Source organism: Paenibacillus thermoaerophilus, from assembly GCF_005938195.1.
In the GTDB taxonomy this organism is placed as follows: Bacteria; Bacillota; Bacilli; order Paenibacillales; family Reconciliibacillaceae; genus Paenibacillus_W; species Paenibacillus_W thermoaerophilus.
Genome location: NZ_VCQZ01000027.1, coordinates 22,264 through 42,562 on the forward strand (window position 1 = coordinate 22,264; position 20,299 = coordinate 42,562).

Here is a 20,299-nt window from a genome sequence, read left to right on the forward strand (position 1 = left end):
ATAAGGCATCGGACGGCAGATTGGAATGAACCGGCGTATGATTGATAATAATTATCATTAATGAGCATCCTAATTTTTGACCGATGCGGAAAATCAAACGGGAAACAGCCCTGCAAGGTTGTTCCCCGTTTGCCGCGCCCGGTTACATCTTGGGCTCGAATGTTTTGCAGTCCGTTTCTTCGGAATTGCGCGCTTCCTTGCCTCTGCTGACCACATAAATCGAGGAAGCGGCGCACAGATTGCCTTCGGCCCAGTATTTGCAAGAGCTGACTTCGCACAATACGTCTTTCGCCACGTGAATCACCTCCTTCTCCTTTTAGCTTGGGCGTTCGGAGGGTGATTCTATACCCGTTCGCGGAAAGCGTCGAACAGGATTTTCAGCCGACCGCCGTTAGGGCGGCCGAGACGTTGCGGCCCGGATAAAAAAACAGGACCCGGCCTCTCGCGGAGGCTTGGTCCTGCTTTTGCTTCAGCATCCGAATCCTTCGTCCGTTCCGCATCATCCAGCGGGCGAAGCCGACGGGCTCGGCGTCGCCTCCGGTTCGGCGGACGGCGAAGGCGACGGCGACGGCTGCGGCGGATTCAGCGCCTTGTCGATCGCTTCGACTACGGCATCGGCTTCGGAGGACGGCACAGCGTACGCCCATTTGCCTCCCTGCTCCGCAAGCCAGACATTGTCGCCGTCGGTCTTGCCGACGTACGTCTTCCGCGTCTCTTTGCCTTCCGCCTCGGTCACGATCTCCACCGTCATCTCCGGCGAATCCAGCGAGACGTCCGCCGACGGCTTCGCGAGCTGATCCGTCTCCAGGAACATCAGCTTCACGAAGGCGGAGTCGATATCGGCGCCCTTGACCGTTTTGCCGTTCACGGTCCAGTCGGATTCGTAGGTCGCTTTGGACGCGTCGTTTTTCGTGATTTCGTACATCGCGCCCTTCCATGTGTAGGTGATCGACTTCAGCTTGCTGTATTCCATGTCGATCACGTCTTTGTTCATGAAGTCAAGCTGCGTCTTCGACAACGTTTGCAGCTTGCTCTCATCCAAGCGGTACACGGCCGGCTGGTCCGACAGCTTCACATACCGGGCATTGGCCGTCGGCAGGATGTCCCCCACCGTGATCCGGCGCGTCGAACCGTCCGCAAGCTTCACCTCGTAGACGGCGTACGCGCCGTCGCCCAACCCGTATTTCGCCAGATCCTGAGGATTCTCGTCGACCGGCTTTTCGAACGGCAGATCGGCGTAGCTGCCGATCCAGCTTTCCACCGCCGAGGCGCTAACCGGAATCGCCGACGGCTTCGTCATCTCCCAGCCGCCGTCGCGCTTCTCCAGCGCCAGCTCCTCGCCGTCCTTCGGACGAATGGATACGCCCGTGACATCGCCGACCGATACGGCCGCCAGCTTATCCGGCTGCTCCTCCTGCTTGCGGAAGAAATCCTCGCTCTTGGCATAGAGGAAGCCGGCGACGCAGAGCACGACGAGAATGATCGTAGGCAACAGCTTGCGCGCTGCGCTCATCCTCTTCTCCTCCTCCACCACAGCAGGCCGCCGATGACCAGGAACAACGCCGGATACAGGATCACCGTGCCGTAAAAGATCCAGTTCGCCTGGTTCGGAAGCAGATACGCCTGCTGGATCGTTTCCTCCTTGGGCGTAATCGTAATGAGCTCTTTATTTTCCTGCAGCCAGGCCGATGTGTTCAGCGCCAGATTCTTGTTCGCCTGTTCGCCGATAAACTGGTCGTGCAGGAAGCTTGCGCTGCCCATGACAACCGCCTTGGGCTTTCCTTCGGAAGTGGATACGGCGTAGCCCAGATCGAACGGTCCGGTCAGATCGCCTTCCTGCTTCTGAATGTCGCTGGCGGAGACTCTGCCGGAGGCGAACTTCGACAGATCGGACTTGCCGTAAGCGGAGCTCGTCGTCCGGATGATCGAAGAAGCGGTATAGCCGCTCTCCGTCGTCTCGCTCTTCAATCCGATGCCCGTCGGCAGAATCGTGACCACGTTCTTGTCTTCAAGCGGCTGAACCGATTCGTGGTACCCGTATTGCGGCACGATCGCAAACGGCATGTTCGCGAGCGCCCGCTGCGGCTCGAGCACGATCGCGTTCTGGCTGGTGATGCCGAGGTCTTTCAGCAAGGACGGGAGATGCTTCCATTCGGCCAGCGTCGGCGCGTATTCGATCGCCACGTACAGCTTGCCTTCGCCCTTCACATATTCCTTCAGCAGATTCGCTTCCGCTTCGGACAAGTCGTTCTGCGGCCCGAGCAGGAACAGCGCCTTCGCGTCGTCCGGCACTTTGCCCTCGCGGACCAGGTTCAGTTCCTTCACGACATAGTTGTCGCCTTCCAGCGCCGAACGCAGCTCCGACAGCTCGCTGTAAGCCAGTTCTCCGTGCCCCGACAGGAAGTATACCGGATACTGCTTCTCGCTCGTCAGTTGCACCAGCGCTTGCGTCAGCTTCTCCTCGCCGGTGAACTGGTACGAGCCCGACTGCGTCTGATTGCCGAACATATCGTAGATCGTCAGCTTCTGACGTTTGCCGTTCATGTCCAGCACGATCGTGCCGGAGCTGGTCACCTCGTAATTGCGGGTCGTCGTCGGGTCCTGCGAGGCGTTGATTTCCTCGTATTTGAACTTGTCGCTGCGCTTGGCGTACTCCTGGAACAAATCCCGCACTTGCGTCGGGATCGAGCTCCGGTCGTCGTGGAAGGCCAGCGCCTTCACTTCCTGCTTCAAGCCCGCCAGCGTGGAAATCGTCTTCTCCGACAGCGTGTTGCGTTTGTTGGCGGTCAAGTCCCATTGCAGACCCGTCTTCGAATTCAAAAACAGCGTGGACAATATAAACAAGACGATCACGGCGATCGAGAGGACCGCCGAGTTGGTGCCTCGTATCCATTTGTTCATGCCGGTCCCCTCCTTATCTCCACCGTTTGCGTTCGAGGATTTGAATGCTCAGCACGATAAACACCGCCGAGAACGTCACGTAGAACAGGACATCGGCCAGATCGAAGATGCCTTTGTTCAAATCCTTCATCCGCCCCACGATCGAGAACGGCTCGATCCATTCGCGGGCATCCGGAAATTTGGAGTAGAACAGCCAGTCGATGACCCACAGGACAATCAGCATGGCGAACGCGGCGATTCCCGTCACCATCTGGTGCGAGCTGAGCGTCGAGGCGAACAAGCCGACCGCCATCATCGCCGCTCCCATCAGGAACATGCCGAGATAGCTCATCCACAGCACCGGCTGATCCAGATCGCCGAACCGCGACAAAATCAGCGGGTACAGGAAGCTGCCGAACACCAGCAGCAGAAGCGCGCCGAGCGCCGCCAAGTATTTGCCGAGCACGATCTCGGTAATGCTGGCCGGCGACGTGAACAGCAGCTCGTCCGTGCCTTGCCGCAATTCGTCGGAGACGAGCCGCATCGTCAGCAGCGGCACCGCGAACACAAACAGAAACACGATATTGTCGAAGATCGGACGCACGTCCACAATCTGATCGTACAGGAATTGATTGCTGAAGAAGAAACCGAACAGCAGGAAGAAAAACGCAAACGCGATATAAGAAGTCGGCGTGTAGAAATAAAGCGACATCTCCTTGCGCCCGATCGCCAGCATTCTACGCACGTCCTTCACCCTCCTCATTGGTGGAATCCGCCTTCGCCGCATCGGCGGCCGCTTGACCTTGTTCGCCGGAATCGGCCTGCGCCGCCGGTTCGTCGGTCGTCAGCTTCAGGAACACGTCCTCCAGCGACAGGCTCTCCCGGCGCATCTCCAGAATCGGATAGCCGCGTTCCGCCATGCGGTAGAACAACGCTTCCCGCAGGTCGCCGCGGTCGCGGGAGGACACGCGCACGCGGATCGGGGCGTCGTCCGCCGGAGCGTCCGCTTCGTCCGACTGCAGCTCCCGAACCTCTCCGATCTCCGGCATCTCATGCAGCGCGGCCAGAACGCCGGACCTCGGCCCCTTGATCTCCAACGCCACCTCGAACCGGTCCGACAAGGATTGCGCGATGCTGTCCGGCCGGCCGTCGGTCACGATGCGGCCCTGGTTGATGATCAGCACTCGGTTGCACAACATGTTGACTTCCGGCAAAATATGCGTGCTCAGCAGAACCGTATGGTTCTCGCCCAGCTCCTTGATCAGCTCGCGAATTTCGATGATCTGCTTCGGGTCGAGTCCGGAGGTCGGCTCGTCCAGAACGAGCAGATCGGGTTTATGCAAAATCGCCTGCGCCAAGCCGACGCGCTGCTTGTAGCCTTTGGACAGGCTGCGGATGATTTGCCGTTCCCGGCCCTGCAGTCCCAGCTTGGCGACGACCTCCTCGATCCGCTTCTTCTGTTCCCGGGCCGGCACGTCACGCAGATCGGCGACAAACTTCAGATAGCCGATAACGGTCATTTCCGGGTACAGCGGCGGCGTCTCGGGCAAATACCCGATCTTGCGCCGAGCCTTGCGCGGGTGATCCGCCATGGATAAACCGTCGATGCGGATCGTGCCGTGCGTCGGGTTCAGATAGCCCGTGATCATGCGCATGGTTGTGGTTTTGCCCGCGCCGTTCGGTCCGAGGAAGCCGACGATCTCGCCGCGGCTCATCTCGAAGTCGATCTCGCGGACCCCCCTCTGATTCTCGTAAAGCTTGCTAACCCCTTTTACTTCTAACACTCGGACACCCTCCATTTCTTGGGCAGACTCATACCCTCCTACTATACCCATGCCACCCTAATCAAAACTTAAACGTGTCTGAAAGGAAGATTAAAAATTTGTGTCTAAATTGTGAACGAAAAGCAAGGGACCGCCGCCTCCCTCGTGGCCCCGAATTACGCCGAAACATGCCGTGGCATCCGCCTCTCGGGCGTGAAAAAAACCGCCGTTCCCGCATGCTCTCGCGGATCGGCGGTTTCGCCTTTACGTCCTCTTAAACTCCGTCAGCACCTTCTTCAGCAGATCCGGGCGGTCGGTAATGATGCCGTCCGCGCCCAGCTCCAGCAGCTCGCGCATCGTCGCCTCGTCGTTGATCGTCCAGTAATGCACCTGCATGTTCAACCGATGCGCCGTATCGATCAAGCGCCGGTCCTTCAGGCTGATGCCGCCGCTCTCCACCGGGAGCTGCAGCACGTCCGCCTTCGGTCGGTAAAAGCCCGCAAGGCCCGCCTTCGTCAGCAGCACGAACCGCCGCGCCTCGCCGTTGCCGGCGCCGATCGCGATGCCGCTGCCCTGCGCCGCTTCCGCGAACGTCTCCAGACGCTCGTCGTCGAACGACGCGACAATCGTCTTGGACTCCAGCTTGTATCGCCGAATCAGCTCCAGCAGCTTGGCTTCGATCCGCGATTCTCCCTCGCTCGGGTACTTGCCCTTGATCTCGAATCTGTGCGCCACGGCCCTCAACCTCCACTCGACGAGCCCGAGGACGAGCCGATGCCGCCCTTCGGGACGGAATTCGAGCCGCTCGCGCCCGAGCTGATCGACGAGTTCGGCTTCGTCCCGGACGAGCTGCTGCCGTAGCTCTGCACGCCGTTTGTGATTCCGGGCGACCCGCTTTTGTAATACACCTTGCGCCCCCCGCTATAGTAATAACCCGACGATCGGGCGTTGCCGTCGTCGTCGCAATAGCCGTCCTCGTTCTCGTCGTAGCATTCGTTGTCGTTCAGCTTGTTGCCGCAGCCGGTTGCCGAAACCGCAAGCGCCGCTACGAGAAACAGTCCGACCAGCCGTTTGACGGGCGATTTCCCGGCCTGCTCCTCCGTGTCGTTCTCCCTGAACCTCTCTCTCGCTTCCATCTGCCCTCTCCCTCCGATCGGCGAATCAGGCCTGCGGCTCCGCATAGATAACATACGCGCCGCGGTCTTCGTCAATCTCCGTCGATGTTTTGCGCCAGTGGCGGCCGTTCACATACAGGCTGTCGCTTTGCAGATACAACAGACAGTCGTCGTCATCCCCGAACTCGAAGGTCTCGATCAGCGGATACAGCGTCGACGACTCCCGGTATTCACGGAATTCCACCACAATCGTCCGGTCCGAACGCCGGACCGGCATCGGATAGACGCTCGCCTGCTCGTCGTCGGCCCTACGGACGTAGACGATCGCCCGCCCCGGCTCGACCCCCCGGTGCACGGCTTCGTAGACGGCCCCGTCCTTGACGTAGTAGTCGCAGGCGAAGCGCAGCCCGATTTCGTCCTTGTCAATCACCTCGTATATGTACAAAAGCGGATATTGCCGATCCTCATCGGCCAACCGGTATTCCAATCGCAGACGCATCGGCTGCGGCCTCCTTCTGTCTCCTCATTCACCACAATATGTACGGGTCCATCCGACAAAAAGTTCCCGTCCATCCGCTCCAATTGAAAAAAAACGCCGCTCCCCTTCCTCTGACGGAAAGGAGCGGCGCCTCAACGGCCGAAGACGCATTTGGATTCGGACGAGCGATTGCGCCGGGCAAACATCATCCGGCGGCGACTCCGGCTCAAGGCTATCATTTCATCGGAACGCGTTCGATTCGGCTGAACATTACTTCACCAATTGCCCCCGGGTCACGCCCAACTGGTTCGTCGCCTTCAGCGTCCGCCAGACGTAGGTTCCCGTTACTTCGCCGTTCAGGGCGCGGCGGTACAAGTCCAGCACTTCGCGCACCTTGTCGGCCGTCTCCTCCAGGAATTCGACCCGGTACGTGCCGACGCCCGCAGCCAGGAAGTTCGACAAATATTCCGCGCCGGACTGCTCGATCGCGTTGTACACCGTGTTGCGGCATCCTTCGTCCACCCGTACCGGATGGGACATGCCGATGCGGTCCCGCAAGCTTGCCCGATGCTTTTCGCAGGGGCGTCCGCAGTTCGTGTAATCCGTGCCCTCGCTGAGGAACGTGCAGTAGACGCAGTGCTCCGTATGGAACATCGGCAGATGCTGATGGATCACGACTTCCAGCTTCGAGGTGTCGGCCCGGCCGAGCAGATCGATCATCTGCTGGATGTTCAGGTCGTAAGACGGCGTCACCCGCTCGCAGCCCGCGTCGATAAACAGGTCGGCGGTCTTGTGGTTGGCGATGTTCAGCGAGAAGTCGCCGATCAGCTTCGGCTGGTGCTCCTCCGGACGCTCCGCCCGATGCTTCATGAAATAATACATCGCTCCCGTATTCCGGACGAGCACGGCGTCGGGCTTCAAGTTGAGAATGTTGCGGAAATACCCCGTCTCGCCCGGCATATGAATGCGCGGCGTCGCCAGCGCGATCGGCTTGCCCGCTTCCCGGCATACTTCGATTGCCGCCGGGAACTGCTTGATGAACTCGAAGTCCGCATAGATGTAGTCGGCGTCCGTGCGCACCGCGGCCCGCACTTGCTCCAGGCTGCGGCACAACGCGTGCAGCTTCGCCGTGCGGCCGTCCGCCGGCCGCGACTCCTTCCGGGCGTCGGCATAAACGTCGACGCGGCGCTTGATGTACGTGCGGGGCCGCTGACGCTCCGCCTCAAGCAGTTCCACGGCGCGGCGGCGCAGCGCGTTCAGCTCGCGCACCGGCACGATGACGTCGCCCGCCAGATCGACGTCGAGTTGTTCGAGCCGGAACACCGTGCCGCCGAGCCGTCCCAACTGCTCCGCCAGCAGCTCGTAACCGAGCGGACGCTTCTCCGCCGGCGCCAGCGGCAGCTCTGTCTCGACGCGCACGCTGACGCCGGACTGCATGTCCGTCCAGCGCGCAGCGAGAGGCTCGCCGGCTTTGCCGGTCACATGCACGCGCACCGGGAACGTGCGGTACGGCTTGTCCGTCTCGAACGTCTGGCGCAGCCGCTTGTCGAGCGCCGGGTCGCTCGTTTTCCAGATCCGGTCGCCGACGTGCACGCGCGAGAGATCGACGTCGTTCCGTCCGGGAACGATCTCGATGAGGCCGCCTTCCGCTTCGCCCTCCAGCTTGACGCCCTTGCGCCGCAGATCATAGACGCGCCCGCCCTCTTCCTTTTTGGTCGGGTCACCCGCGTCGAATACGATGCCGTCACCCCGCTTCAGCGGCGCTTCCAGCTCGCAGAGGACCGCGTCGCGCAGCACCTGCTTCACGCGGCCGAGGAAGACGCCCCGGCTTTTGGGGAACGTGCCGTCGACAAGCTGCTTGTTGTTCGTCCCCTTCAGGAAGCCGTAGGTGAACCCCCGCGAGAAGCTCTGCTGAAGCTCCCGCATATCGGCGGCGGAGCGCTTGGGGTCACGTCCCGCGAAATAATCGTCGATCGCTTGTCTGTATTTGCTGACGACGTTCGCCACGTATTCGGGGCTTTTCAGCCGGCCTTCGATCTTGAACGAGGTCACCCCCGCCTCGATCAGCTCCGGCACCAGTTCGATGGCCGCAAGGTCCTTTGGCGACAGCAGGTAGGCGACGTCGCCCATCGGCTTGTGATGGCCGTCGACGATCAGGTCGTACGGCAGCCTGCACGCCTGCGCGCACTCGCCCCGGTTGGCGGAACGGCCGCCCCACATCTCGGACGTCAGACATTGGCCGGAGTACGACACGCACAACGCCCCGTGCACGAATACTTCCATCGGCAGCTTCGCCTGATCGCCGATCATCTTGATCTGCTTCAGGTTGTTCTCCCGACCGAGCACCACCCGTTCGATATCGAACGGCTTCGTAAACTCCACCGCCTCCGGAGACGTAATCGTCATCTGCGTTGATCCGTGAATCGGGAAGTCCGGCGAAATCTCGCGGATCAGCTTCACGAGGCCGAGGTCCTGCACGATGACGGCATCGACGCCCGCGTCGATACACATCTCGATCAGCCGGCGCGCGTCGTCCAACTCCTCCTCGAACACGAGGATGTTGAAGGTAAGAAATCCCTTGACACCGTATAAATGAAGAAACGACATAATATCGGCCAGCTCGTCCGACTGAAAGTTATGGGCGCGAGCCCGCGCGTTGAATTTTTCCACACCGAAAAAAACCGCGTCCGCTCCGTTTGCGACCGCCGCCCGCAAGCAATCCCAGTCCCCTGCGGGCGCGAGCAGCTCGATATCTTCGCGGCGCAGCTTTTGCTTCGTGTTCACTTGATAAATCCTCCCGTATGATGGCATGTTGGTCCGTGCCCTTTTCAAACACTTACGTTCCATTATACCGCTTTTGCGGGCGGTTTTTCACCTCGCGGGGCGAACGAGGGAGGTTGGAAAAAATTTTTCGGCGGCCCATTGATATTGTTACTAATCCGAGTATAATACTAGGCATAAAACAGATCGACGTTCCGAGGAGGTCCGGCTATGTCCCATTCCAAACCGTATGCGCGCATCTGGTACGACGACTACCTGGACCTCTACAATTTGGCCGGGTCTCTGCAGGATCGGGAGTGGCAGAACGAGCTGCTGCGGACGATGAAAGAAGGCGAAGCCCATATCAAACGGGACGAGCGGTATTTCGCGCAGTTGGAGCTCTGGCGCAGATACGATCAATTAAACGCAAAGCTTCTGCATATGATCAACCGGTTGAAACAATCGCAAAACCCGATCGAATCGGAGGAACTCCAGAAGCATATCTGGGAAATCAAAAATCAACAGATGGAAATCGGGAAGAAATTACAGCTATTCGGGGGATAACTAAGCAGAAGATGAGGCATGTAGCGGTCTACTTTGCCGTCATCGGATCGCTTGGGGCGATTAGTCGCATACAGAGGTCTGTTCTGCAGGGAACGTTGCCGCGTTCCTATGTCGCATTTTACATGGATGCTTGCTTCATGTCCATCCTCATTTTCATCATCCGGGTCAACATCTCGCCGGACTCCCGCAGCTTGGCCGGCATCATGCCGGCGTCTATTCTCCCGTTCTCGATTCCAGCGGCATGCTCTCCGGCATGTCTTCTTGCCTTTTATGCGAGCCCTCGCGTCTTCCGCGCCCATGTTCATCGCCCGGTTCGCATACATACTTTCCCTGAACGACTGACTCTTTCTCCTGAATTTTTCACCCCGCCCTCAGGATGAGCCTTCACCGTTGCCCGTCGCCCGCCATCCCCTAAATCTTCCTCCTCTGAAACCGTCCCGCTTCCGCACAGCATTCCCTCCCTGCCGATACCCATCGCGCCGCGGATCGTGCTATAATGAAGGAATGCGACTTTCTGTCGAACTCTCCCGATATCGGGGTGAAAACCGATGAAGCGGCGCACCCGCTACGCGCTGATGGCCCTCCTGGCGGTATTCGTACTGGCGGGAACGGCTGCCGCAGCGCTTCTCCTCTTCCATAAAACCTATGAAATCCGCATGCTGTACGCCGTGCCGGAAGGGGACTACGACCGGTCGGCCGTGCAGCATCTGCAACAGACGCTGACGGCGGGCGTCCGGTTGGACATCAAGCGGCTGGACCGGCTGAAGTCGAAGGAAATCGCCCGCTACGACGCGGTCTACCCGGCGCCGGAACTGGCCGGCAGCGAAGCGCTTCGGTCGCGAACGGACGATCTGACCGCTTACGTGAAGCGCGGCGGCAGCTTGTTTCTGGAGAACGCGCTGCTGCCCCATCTGCCGGCGCAGTTGCTCGGCGGCGAGGTTACGGCGGTTCTGGCCGGGCCCGTACTGAACTGGACGTATCCGCAGACCGATGCGTCCCTGGCGCGGTTCCAGACGATTATCCGGCAGTACGCCCGCAATTTTCAGGCGCATGTCGGGCTCGATTATATGCCGGGCTTCGCTTGGGGTTACGGTCTGAAGCCCGGCACGGGCAGCGCGCAGCCGATTGCGGTCTGGAACGGCGTCGCGCTGTATGCGGTGAACCGCTTGGGCGAAGGCAGCGTCATATCGGCGTCGGCGTTTTTGCCGAACCGGTACTTCCTTACCGGATACGATCTGACCAGCGGCCAAACGCCCGAGCTCGGCTTCGCCAACGCCGTCGAACAACACAACGACCGGCCCAGCGCCCCGGGCACGACGTATTTCGACCGCTCGCGGCTCCCGCTCGAACCGTATTTCGACTTCGGCTTCGCCGCCGGCAGCTCGCTGCTGCGGGGCGAGTACGCCTCGTTTGTGTTCCGCGAGAAATACGGCTTCAACGTGCGCAAGGTGCTCGGCCCGAACGGCCGGCCGGCGATGGCGCACCAGAACCATTTCGAAGCGCTGGAGGCGTTCCGCGACAAGGAAGGCATCCAGTGGGCCGAGCTGCTGAAGGAATATAACCAGATCCCGACGTTTACGCTGGTGCGGTCGGCCTTCACCTGGCATCAGTGGAAGGAAAGCGTCACGGTGCACTTGAACGTCGGGGAGACGCGGCTGGCGGCGAAGCCGGCGGCAGGCGCGCCGGACGCATCGGGCGCTTCGTTCGTCGGCATCGTGCCGAGCTCGTTCTACTCGAGCGGCATCCACCTGCAGAGCGGCGGCGGGCATCTGACGCTCGCGGCTTATCCGAAGAGGCAGCCGCTCAGCGGCCTGCCTTCGGAACCTTACCGCGCCTCGCCCGCGCTGCTCGACTACGACGGCGACGGCCGGCTCGACCTCGCGGTCGGCAGCTCGGACGGCGGCGTGTACTTGTACCGCGCCGACCCCGGCGCCGACGCCGCCGAAGCGTACCGCGCGGAGACGCTGCCCGACGGCGTGCCGCCGCCGCCCGCTTATGCGGCTCCGACGCCCGCGCTGCTGCCCGGCGGCGCGAAGCTTCGCGCCGGCAGCGGCTACGCGGCGCTGGCGGCGGCCGACCTCGACGGCGACGGGCGCGCCGAGCTGCTGATCGCGGCGGCGGACGGCAGCGTGCTGTACGCGAAGCATCGCGGCGGCGCGACGTTCGAGCAGCCCCGGCCGCTGACGGCGGCAGGCGCGCCGATGCACGCCGAGACGGGCTACGCGGCCCCGGCCGTCGCCGATTGGGACGGCGACGGCACGCCGGACATCGCGATCGGCGCGGCCGACGGCTCCGTGACGCTGTACCGGGGGGTGCCCGGCCAGCCGTTCCGCTATGAGCGGGGCGTCGCCGCGATCGCGCCTTCGGATGCGGGATACGCCGCGCCCGCCGGCATCGACTGGAACGGCGACGGACGAGCCGAGCTGCTCGTCGGCGCGATCGAAGGCGATCTCACGCTGTACGAGCGCCCGGCGGGAGCGGCGGGAATGGCCGGCTGGACGCGCGTCGGGCCGGTCCGGGGACAGACGCTGAACCAGATGGGCAACGACGCGCTGGTCGGCGGCCACTACGCGATGCCGCTTGCGGCGGACGTGAACGGGGACGGCCGGACCGACCTGGTCGTCGGACAACTGGAGTACAGTCCGCCGTACCCGCTCGACGACCCCGATTTCCCGTATAAAGCGGAGCTTCGGGAATTCCTGGACTATGCGGCCCGGAACAAGCTGGAGCTGATGCCGCATCTGTTTTTCCATAACTATATGACGCCCGAGCAAGAGAAAGCGGAAATCGCGCTGCATCAAGAGAGCTTCCGCAAGCTGGGGCTGCCGTGGACGCTGACCGGCACGAACCAGCATACGTGGCGCGTGGGACATCTCGATCCCCGGCAGACGTTCCGGAGCGAGAGCGAGGCCGGCATCTGGTTCAACTTCGGATTCCGCGCCCCGTATTCGCCCGAGGAGCCGCATTACGGACGGCCTTACCTGTGGGGGCTGCCGTTCCTGCTTCAGGACGGCGAACTGGCCCGGCCGATGGTGCTCGGCACGCCCATCCAAATCTGGCGCGGCGAGGCGACCCGGGATATTTACGATTCCTATGCGATGCTGGACCTGCCGATCGATTACTTCGAGCATATCGAGTACCATTTCCCCGGCCGCGTGCCGGAGCTGCTCGCCTACGTGAAGGTGCTCGACGAGATTCGCAATACGCACGACTATAACTTCGTGACCGAGATGCAGATGGCCAAAGCGAGCATCGCCGCGCTGGCCGGGGACGTGCGCATCTCGCAAAGCTGGGCGTCCTGGTTGTGGGATAAGCTTCGCGACAAGGTGCGCGGCGGCGTGCATTTCGGCGTGACGCTGACCGCGCGCGTAAGCGGCCCAGCGGCGGAATTAGCCGGCGACTACGTCCGCGCGATGGGCGCGACGATCGAGACCGGCCCCGCGCTCTCGCGCTACCGCCTCGATACGGATTCGCCGATCTACAGCCGCGGTCCGGGCTCCCTGCACGTCGCGATCGACGGCCAGACGCGCATCACGATCGGTTGGGGACCGGAGCCGTTCCATCTGCTGCGCTCCAACGTGCCGACAGCCGTCGAGCCGATCGATGGCGGCAAGGCCGGCTGGCGCATCAAGCTGAACGACGACGGCATGCAGCAGGCGAAGCTGTACAGCCCCGCGCCGCTTGCCATCAATGGCCCGGACGGCCTGAAGGTGGAGGAAGGCCGGCTCGGGGACGGATACATCTATACGGTTACGCATTTCGGAGAACGGATCGAGGTGACGGCGCGGCCGGCGCCCGGTTGAGCCGTCGCCGTCTCTCTCGGCAAATATAAAGCAGCCGCTTGGATTGCCTGCGGCTATGGCCGAACAGGCTCCCTCGGAGCCGATCCACCGGCCGAATGGGGACGGATTCGACCCGTCCCCTCTATCCCGCCCGACCGAACCTGTTCGGCCGACAGCGCCATCTTACACGATTGAGGAGGCTGATCTCCATGGAACAACTTATCCGGGAACTCGAAGCGCACATCCGCACCCGCTACGAGATCGACGAAGACGACGAGGACTTCGGCGTTGACGTGCATCTGTTCGATTACGGGTTCATCGATTCCATCGGCGCCACCGCGCTGATCGCGCACATCGAGAAGACGTACGGCATCGAAGTCACAAGCCAGGACATCATGCTGTACCCGCTGAACACCATCCGCGAAATCGCGGCTTTTATCGACATGAAACGCGGATAACCGGCTTCGCCGTCCCTGACGCGAGCACGGTACGATAACCGTCGACACACCCGCCATCACCCGGGTTTGGATAACGGGCGCTCCCGCCCTCGGCCGGAAAACCGGACGGCAACGATCCGACGCCGTTACGGCCCTCCGGCTCCATTATCGTAATCGCAGAAAGGCAGGTTCACTCTCATGGCTAACGTTCTCCGCCTCTCCCTCGAGCGTCTCGATCCGATGCAGCACGGCCAGCTCAAATACGCCGCTTCGTTCGCGGCGGAAGGCATCGTGGAGGTTTCTCTCGAAGCGGACGGCTATCTGCGCCTCGTATACGACGACCGGACGACGGCAGACGTGCTGACCGAACGCGTCAACCGGCTGATCGAACGGTTCTCCCGCGGCGAATTCGGCTTCAAGGAGCATATTCTGTATGCCCGCGAAGGCGCAATGCCGTACCGGGGCGACATCATGAACGAACTGATCGCCCGCAACATCATCAAAGTGCTCGAGCCCGGTTTATTTATCTTCCGCGAGCCCTTCTCGCACCTGCTGCGTTTCTTCGACGACCAATTCGTCGAACGCGTCGCCAAGCCGTTCGGCGCGACGGAAGAAACGTACCCGGCGATCATTCACGCGGCGTCGCTCGATAAAACGAATCATTTTACTTCGTTCCCCGAGCATCTGCATTTTCTGACGCACCTGCGCGACGACCTCGACGTGATCGAAGCGTTCTCCGAATCGATCCGCCAAGCGGGCGGCTGGAAGCAGGAAGAGCCGCTCGATTTGGACCGCAACATGGCCAAGCCGAAGTTCGTCATGAATCCGTCGACCTGCTACCACTGCTACGAGGGGCTGCAAGGCGAGACGCTCGAAGGCGAAGGCCGCATCGTCACCGCCGTCGCCAAGTGCCACCGCTACGAGGGCCTCAACCACAACGACTTCGGACGGCTGCTGGACTTCAGCATGCGCGAAATCATCTTCGTCGGCAAGCCGGAATTCGTGCGCGAGAACCGGATGAAGGCGGTCGAGCTGCTGAAGGGGCTGGCGGAGGAATGGGAGCTGGATTGCGTCATCGAAAACGCCAACGACCCGTTCTTCACCAACGACTTCCAGGTGAAAGCGTCGTTCCAGCGGCAGCAGGAAATGAAATACGAGATGCGCCTGACGATCCCGTACATCGGCAAATCGATCGCGTGCAGCTCCGTGAACTTCCACAGCACGGCATTCGGCTCGGCGTTCGACATCAAGATGGGCAAGCGTCCCGCCACAACCGGCTGCGTCGGCTTCGGCCTCGAACGGTGGGCCCTCGCATTCCTGGCCCAATTCGGACTCGACGAGGCCAAATGGCCGAAAGCGCTGCTGGAAGCCTATGACGCCTGGCGGGCCCGCCAAGGTCTGATCCGCTCATGACCGGCCAGTTTACGGGGATGCCTCCGGCCTCGGCGGACGGCCTGCCGCCCCGCGGCGACCGGCATAAACGGGCCGGCGCCGCGGACGGGAAGTCCCCCGCCGAAGCGGGCCCCCGGAAGCCGGAGGGAGGATCGGACAGAGGCAACAAGCCTTCGGTCGGCGGACGCTTCTTCCGCGCCGTTCGTGCGAACGCCTTCGTGCTGCTGCTGCTCGCCGGGTTTCTCACGCTGGATGCCGCTCTCGCGTCTTGGGACCCGATGACGAACTCGGAGCGATTCTACAAGGAAGACTTCACCAAGACGATCAACCATCATGGCGGGTCGACCTCCGGCAAGCTGTTTTTCGGCAACTCGGCGGTCGCCGGCGCCTATATCGAGGAGCAAGCGGAAATCCCGCTGGTGGAGATGGGCTTGTCCTACGGCAAGCTGACCGACCTCAAGGAAATTTTGAAGCAAGAGCTGTATACCCCGCGCGACCTGCTGGTGATCGGCATCGACGAGCATACGATGCTGGACGAGCTGCCGACAGACCCGGTGTACCCGTGGTTCCGCAAATGGTATCAGCCGTATTTGTATTTCTACCGGGACTACTTCCTCGACAGCGGCAAGGAGTGGGTCCGCAACTTTTGGAACGGCTTGCGCGAAGGCCGTCTCGATGTCTCCAGCTACGAGCCGCGCTGGGCGGACAAGATGGTGTACTACGGACATCTGGACGAAGCCGAGCTGCGCAAGCGCTGGGAGAAATACGAGAAGGAATTCGGCCGCTACACGGTCGAGGACGGCCTCGACGACAATATCGCCGCGCTGGAGTGGGTGCTGCAGGAAGCCGGCCGGCGCGATTTGCCGGTCAGCGTCATCTGGATGCCGGTCAATCCGGACCCGCGGTTCCCGCCCCAGTCTTACTGGGAGCCGCTTCGCCGGACGGTTAACGCGATGCTGCAGCGGTACGGCGTCCCTGTGCTCGATCTGTCGTCGAAGTTCCCGAAGGAAGATTTCCACGATCTCGTTCATCTGGAGCGCACGACAGGCGCTCCCAAATTCACGAAGGAGGTGGACGCATGGCTCCGTTCGCCCGCAAGCTCCTCGAAGCCTTCGTCTACCTGATCATGCTGGCGCTGGTGCTCGTCCATTTTACGGGCGGCGGCGTATTCATCTACGAGGGGTTCTGATCGGCGATGTTCTATCTGAATATGAACGCGGTTGCCGCGCTGGCCGGTCTCATCCTGCTGCTGTTTGTCACGCGCCGCTGGAGCGGAGGCAAGCGCTGGCTGCTGCTGGCGTTTAACCTGGCGTTTCTGGCAGTGTTCAGCCTGCCGCTGGCCGGATTCTACGCCGTCTATTCGGCGCTGAACTACGCGGGTTATGTCTGGCTGCGGACGGCCGAGCGCGGCCGCCGCGCCGGGTTCGCCGTCCTCTGCTTCGCCAATATCGGCGTGGTCGTGACCGCGCGCCTGCTGGACATGAACGTCTGGGAGCATCCGCTGTACGATCCGATTATGACGCTGGGGCTGATCTACAACCTGCTCAAGGCGATCGACACCCAGTATTTCGCCTATTACGTGGGCCGGAACCACCCGCGCGCGTCGGCGCTCGATTATTTCAACTACATTCTGTTCGTGCCGACGTTCACGTCCGGACCGATCCTGAAGTTCCGCGATTTTCTCGCCGACGCCCGCCAGCCGCACCGGGTCGACGCCGCCGGCTTCGAGACGGCCGTGAAGCGGATCATCCTCGGCTTTTTCAAGAAAATCGTTCTCGTCACTTGGATGTATATGCTCTACGACCATCTGATGGCCGGGGAGCTGTATACGTGGACGTCGCTGTTCCTGATGGTCTGGTTTTACCTCATCATCTATTTCGACTTCAGCGGATATTCCGACATCGCCATCGGCTTCGGCCGGCTGACGGGGTACAACGTGCCGGAGAACTTCAAGCAGCCGTTCTTGTCGCCCACGCTGACGCAGTATTGGCGCAACTGGCACGCGACGATGGCCGATTGGTTCCGCGATCACGTCACGCTCATCTTCGCCCGCCGCAACACGACCAAGCGGACGGCGGTCGGCCTGTCCATGCTGATCATGCTGCTGATCGGCTTGTGGCACGGATTTACGTGGTTGTACGTGCTGTGGGGCCTGTATCACGGGCTTGTGATGGCGGCGGAAATCCTGCTGGACAAGACAACCGTCAACAAGAAAAAGGTATCCAAAGCGTACTACTACGCCCGCTGCCTGCTGACGCAAGCGATCGTCGCGGCCGCGGTTATCGTCTACATCCCCGACACCGAGCAGACGCTGCGCATTTACGCGGGGCTGCTCAATTGGCCCTGATGTCGGACGCCGTCCGGAAGCATGTCCTTCGCCCCGCGCGGGGGAACGCTTCCGGGCGGCGTTTTTCTTAGCACACGCCGAAAAGAATTGCAAGGGGAGAAAGATAGCAAAATAAAGGAGAGATTCGACAAAATCCTTCATTCCCGCGCCAGCTCGGCAATGCTATAATGGCTAGGGAAGCGCTTTACCCGAACATTACCAATTGATCCAATCGCCGGAGGTGCCCCTTGAGATGAAACTGGGCGTATTTACCGTCTTATTTTCGCAAAAACCGCTTGAAGAAGCACTCGACTATATCGCATCCAAAGGTCTCGGAGCCGTGGAGATCGGCACGGGCGGATATCCGGGCAACGCTCATTGCAAACCGGACGAGCTCCTCGCCGACAACGGCAAGCTGAAGGCGTTCAAGCAGGCCGTCGAATCCCGGGGCCTGATCATCAGCGCACTCAGCGTGCACGGAAATCCGCTGCATCCGCAGAAGGCGATCGCCAAGTCGTTCCACGACGACTTCGTCAAGACGGTCGAGCTGGCTCAGCGGCTCGAAGTGCCGGTCGTCAACACGTTCTCCGGCTGTCCGGGCGACTCGGATGACGCGAAATATCCGAACTGGCCGGTCGCGCCGTGGCCGAACGACTATCAGGAGCTGCTGACTTGGCAGTGGGAGACGAAAGTGATCCCCTATTGGAAGGAAATGGGCAAATTCGCTGCAGACCGCGGCGTCAAAATCGGCCTGGAGCTGCACGGCGGCTTCTCCGTGCACACGCCGGCGACGCTGCTGAAGCTGCGCGATGCGGTCGGCGAAGTCATCGGGGCCAACCTGGACCCGTCGCACATGTGGTGGCAAGGCATCGATCCGGTTCAAGCCGTTCACATCCTCGGTCGCGCGGGCGCAATTCATCATTTCCATGCCAAAGACACGTCCATCGACCCGATCAACGTCAGCCGCTACGGCGTAACGGATATGCAGCCGTATACGAATATGCTGGACCGCGCATGGCAGTTCCGGAGCGTCGGCTTCGGACACGATCTGAAGACTTGGGCGGACATCATGAGCGCGCTTCGTCTGGTCGGCTATGATTACGTCGTCAGCATCGAGCACGAAGACGGCTTGATGTCGATCGATGAAGGCTTTACGAAAGCCGTGCAAAACCTGCAGCAGGTGCTCATCAAAGAGCCGCTTGGCGACATGTGGTGGGTGTAACCGACAAATCGAACAGGGATTGCCCCTCCGGCTACAATGCCGGACGGGTGATCCCTGTTTTCATACGGCCGTAAGCCTTTAGTGCAAGCTTGGCACCTTGATCCGGAGGGCGGCACCGATCTTCTCGAAACCGCCCGGCAACGTTCAGAAGTAGGCGCCGGCGCCGCGCGGTCGCCGGTTTCATGCGGCAAAAAGCATAGGTTTGCCCGCACCCGGGCACTCTGGGAAAAGCGCTGGTTTTGCATGACCCATTGAAGTCGGTTACAATAAAAATGTAAGGAAACCACTTACGAAAAGGGAGATGAATCTCATGTACGACATCGCGATTATCGGAGCCGGCCCGGCCGGCGCAAGCGCGGCGCTGATCACCGCAAAGGCGGGCAAGAAAACGCTGGTGATCGACTCGGACAAGAGCGTCACCAAACGCGCCTGGATCGAGAACCATTACGGGGTGCTCGAAATTTCCGGACCGGATCTGGTCGCCATCGGCAAAAAGCAAGCGGCCAAATTCGGCGCGGAGCTGAAGGAAGGCGTCGTGGTGAACGTGACCAAATCGGATTCCGGCTTCCGCCTCGAGACGGAGGACGGCGCATCGTACGAAGCGGCTCATGTCGTACTGGCTACCGGCATGCTGACCGATCTCGCGGAGAAGATCGGCGTTCGGACGAAGCCGGGCACCGAGCCTCGCATCAAAACCGTATTCGACGTCGACGCAGACGGCAAAACCAACATTCCGGGCATCTGGGCGGCCGGCACCGCTGCGGGCGTGAGCATGCATACGATTATTACGGCCGGCGACGGAGCCAAAGTCGCGTTTAACATCGTCAGCGAGATCAACGGCGAGCGTTATGTCGATCACGACGTGCTGAAATCGTAATCTCCAGACCTGCCAACATCAATAGGCCCGTTCCTGTTCCATGCTTGCGCATGGCGCGGAACCGGCTTTTTTTATTGCGGCTGTTGCGGCGGATGGGCCGTACCGGCTGGAATCGGATCGGCTTGATGCGAACACCGCCGTTCCGGATTCGGCTGCTCGTCGGTTGCGCTTGCTCGGGCGCTCGGGCGCGTGCAGGCGAACTTTTCTCGCTCATAACGATCGTGTCCCGATCCGTCGGTCCTCGCGTCCGACCTGCCCGTTCGCCTGCATTCCATGAACTTGCAGCTTGACCGGTTCATTATATTTTTTATCGCTAACGCCCCGATTTTGCCTGCCGGAATGGAGTTTAGCGTTATAAAATATCGGCAATCACCTCGATTCCTCCTATATTCCTTTAAAATTCCTTCATTAGCGACATTTGTTATCGCTAACGGACTTCAAGACGGGCGACACGATGGAGTTAACGATATTTCTTATTCTTAAAATGCCCGCGCTTGGAAGCCCGTCTTCGGCGCATATGACCCGGAGGGACGAAACCGCGCTTTTTTTCAAAAAGAAAAGGGCTACCCCGAGCAGTGATATGCTCCCCTTAAGGTAGACAGGTGAAATAATAAAACCTGCTGCTGTAAAGGGAGTTTTTTTCATGCCTAATAAACAATATAGTGCGTCGGAGAAATTCGCCATCCTACAGGAAATCGAAAGT

General features: G+C 60.9%; 17 protein-coding genes. 8 read left to right on the plus strand and 9 right to left on the minus strand.

All coding sequences use genetic code 11. From position 1 onward, the window contains the following. Positions 1 to 142: 142 nt before the first annotated feature. From FE781_RS15340 to FE781_RS15380, 9 genes are all read right to left on the minus strand, one after another. Positions 143 to 295: a DUF1540 domain-containing protein gene (locus tag FE781_RS15340; RefSeq protein WP_138790498.1), complete on the minus strand. Its 153-nt coding sequence runs from the start codon at positions 293 to 295 to the stop codon at positions 143 to 145. Positions 296 to 499: 204 nt separating this feature from the next. Further along, on the minus strand, positions 500 to 1,513 hold the full coding sequence (locus tag FE781_RS15345) for a DUF4340 domain-containing protein (RefSeq protein ID WP_138790499.1): 1,014 nt from the start codon (positions 1,511 to 1,513) through the stop codon (positions 500 to 502). Continuing rightward, positions 1,510 to 2,901, minus strand: coding sequence for a GldG family protein (locus FE781_RS15350; RefSeq protein WP_138790500.1), 1,392 nt, complete (start codon positions 2,899 to 2,901; stop codon positions 1,510 to 1,512). The genes FE781_RS15345 and FE781_RS15350 overlap by 4 nt, the downstream gene beginning before the upstream one ends. Before the next feature lie 13 nt (positions 2,902 to 2,914). After that, positions 2,915 to 3,625: an ABC-2 transporter permease gene (locus FE781_RS15355; RefSeq protein WP_246068200.1), complete on the minus strand. Its 711-nt coding sequence runs from the start codon at positions 3,623 to 3,625 to the stop codon at positions 2,915 to 2,917. Next, positions 3,618 to 4,664 carry an ABC transporter ATP-binding protein gene (locus tag FE781_RS15360; protein WP_138790501.1) on the minus strand — a complete coding sequence of 349 codons (1,047 nt, stop codon included), beginning with the start codon at positions 4,662 to 4,664 and terminating at the stop codon, positions 3,618 to 3,620. The genes FE781_RS15355 and FE781_RS15360 overlap by 8 nt, the downstream gene beginning before the upstream one ends. A 243-nt stretch (positions 4,665 to 4,907) precedes the next feature. Continuing rightward, the gene (locus FE781_RS15365) at positions 4,908 to 5,378 is read right to left on the minus strand and encodes a glycerophosphodiester phosphodiesterase family protein (protein ID WP_211346379.1); all 471 of its coding nucleotides are present in this window, start codon (positions 5,376 to 5,378) and stop codon (positions 4,908 to 4,910) included. A 5-nt stretch (positions 5,379 to 5,383) separates the two neighbouring features. Continuing rightward, positions 5,384 to 5,779: a hypothetical protein gene (locus FE781_RS15370; RefSeq protein ID WP_246068201.1), complete on the minus strand. Its 396-nt coding sequence runs from the start codon at positions 5,777 to 5,779 to the stop codon at positions 5,384 to 5,386. A 25-nt stretch (positions 5,780 to 5,804) separates the two neighbouring features. Continuing rightward, positions 5,805 to 6,257, minus strand: a complete 453-nt coding sequence (locus FE781_RS15375; protein WP_138790503.1) for a hypothetical protein — start codon at positions 6,255 to 6,257, stop codon at positions 5,805 to 5,807. 249 nt (positions 6,258 to 6,506) lie between these two features. Continuing rightward, positions 6,507 to 9,020 (minus strand): U32 family peptidase, encoded by a 2,514-nt coding sequence (locus FE781_RS15380; protein ID WP_246068202.1) that lies wholly within the window; start codon positions 9,018 to 9,020, stop codon positions 6,507 to 6,509. Positions 9,021 to 9,227: 207 nt separating this feature from the next. Between FE781_RS15380 and FE781_RS15385 the strand changes: the two genes are divergently transcribed. The 8 genes from FE781_RS15385 to FE781_RS15420 all read left to right on the plus strand — a co-directional run bounded on the left by FE781_RS15385 (position 9,228) and on the right by FE781_RS15420 (position 19,596). Beyond that, the gene (locus tag FE781_RS15385) at positions 9,228 to 9,560 is read left to right on the plus strand and encodes a hypothetical protein (RefSeq protein WP_138790505.1); all 333 of its coding nucleotides are present in this window, start codon (positions 9,228 to 9,230) and stop codon (positions 9,558 to 9,560) included. A gap of 548 nt (positions 9,561 to 10,108) precedes the next feature. Further along, a complete protein-coding gene (locus FE781_RS15390) occupies positions 10,109 to 13,363 on the plus strand; it encodes an FG-GAP repeat domain-containing protein (protein WP_138790506.1) in 3,255 nt (1,084 codons plus the stop codon). A 188-nt stretch (positions 13,364 to 13,551) separates the two neighbouring features. Continuing rightward, complete coding sequence (locus tag FE781_RS15395) at positions 13,552 to 13,800, plus strand: acyl carrier protein (protein WP_138790507.1); 249 nt, start codon at positions 13,552 to 13,554, stop codon at positions 13,798 to 13,800. Positions 13,801 to 13,977: 177 nt separating this feature from the next. Then, positions 13,978 to 15,192 carry a class-II aminoacyl-tRNA synthetase family protein gene (locus tag FE781_RS15400; protein ID WP_138790508.1) on the plus strand — a complete coding sequence of 405 codons (1,215 nt, stop codon included), beginning with the start codon at positions 13,978 to 13,980 and terminating at the stop codon, positions 15,190 to 15,192. After that, the gene (locus tag FE781_RS15405) at positions 15,189 to 16,295 is read left to right on the plus strand and encodes a hypothetical protein (protein WP_246068203.1); all 1,107 of its coding nucleotides are present in this window, start codon (positions 15,189 to 15,191) and stop codon (positions 16,293 to 16,295) included. The genes FE781_RS15400 and FE781_RS15405 overlap by 4 nt, the downstream gene beginning before the upstream one ends. 71 nt (positions 16,296 to 16,366) lie before the next feature. After that, the gene (locus FE781_RS15410) at positions 16,367 to 17,518 is read left to right on the plus strand and encodes an MBOAT family O-acyltransferase (protein WP_138790509.1); all 1,152 of its coding nucleotides are present in this window, start codon (positions 16,367 to 16,369) and stop codon (positions 17,516 to 17,518) included. A gap of 232 nt (positions 17,519 to 17,750) precedes the next feature. Beyond that, on the plus strand, positions 17,751 to 18,719 hold the full coding sequence (locus FE781_RS15415; RefSeq protein WP_138790510.1) for a sugar phosphate isomerase/epimerase family protein: 969 nt from the start codon (positions 17,751 to 17,753) through the stop codon (positions 18,717 to 18,719). A gap of 310 nt (positions 18,720 to 19,029) precedes the next feature. Then, complete coding sequence (locus FE781_RS15420; RefSeq protein ID WP_138790516.1) at positions 19,030 to 19,596, plus strand: FAD-dependent oxidoreductase; 567 nt, start codon at positions 19,030 to 19,032, stop codon at positions 19,594 to 19,596. Positions 19,597 to 20,299 lie beyond the last annotated feature (703 nt).